The organism is Mitsuaria sp. TWR114, assembly GCF_007997345.1.
In genome coordinates this window covers 1-584 of sequence record NZ_VOSR01000495.1, presented here as the reverse complement: position 1 = coordinate 584, position 584 = coordinate 1, and the positions used below count along the sequence as shown (strand labels likewise).

The 584-nt window shown below is 71.4% G+C and carries 1 protein-coding gene; it reads left to right on the top strand.

Translation table 11 applies throughout. The annotated features are described in order from the left end of the window. Positions 1 to 584: serine hydrolase (locus FUT87_RS17510; RefSeq protein ID WP_186830598.1), on the top strand; the 584-nt coding region annotated here is incomplete at both ends.

The window sequence follows — 584 nt, the reverse complement described above, 5'->3', positions numbered from 1 at the left end:
CGCCTCGCTGACCAAGCTGATGACGGCCATGGTGGTGCTGGACGCCAAGCAGGACATGAACGAGGAGATCCGCATCGACGATGCCGACGTCGACCGCCTCAAGCACAGCCGCTCGCGGGTGCGCGTCGGCGCGACCATGAGCCGGGAGGCGGCGCTGGAGCTGGCGCTGATCTCGTCCGAGAACCGCGCGGCTTCGGCGTTGGCGCGCCACTTCCCCGGCGGGCTGCCGGCCTACGAGGCGGCGGTCGCCGCCAAGATCCGGGCGCTGGGCCTGTCGCACACGGCGCTGGCCGATCCGACCGGCCTGTCGCCCCACAATACCTCGACGGCCGCCGAGGTCGCCCGCATCGCCGCCGCCGCGGCCCGCTATCCGGTGATCGCGCGCATCAGCAGCGACAAGTCCAGCGAGGTCGAGGTCAATGGCCGGCCGCGCGAGCTGCGCAACACCAACCACCTGGTCGGCGCCAAGGGCTGGGACATCCGCCTGTCCAAGACCGGCTACACCGAAGAAGCCGGCCGCTGCCTGGCGATGCGCATGAAGAGCGGCGGCCAGACCATCACCGTCGTGCTGCTCGACGCGGACG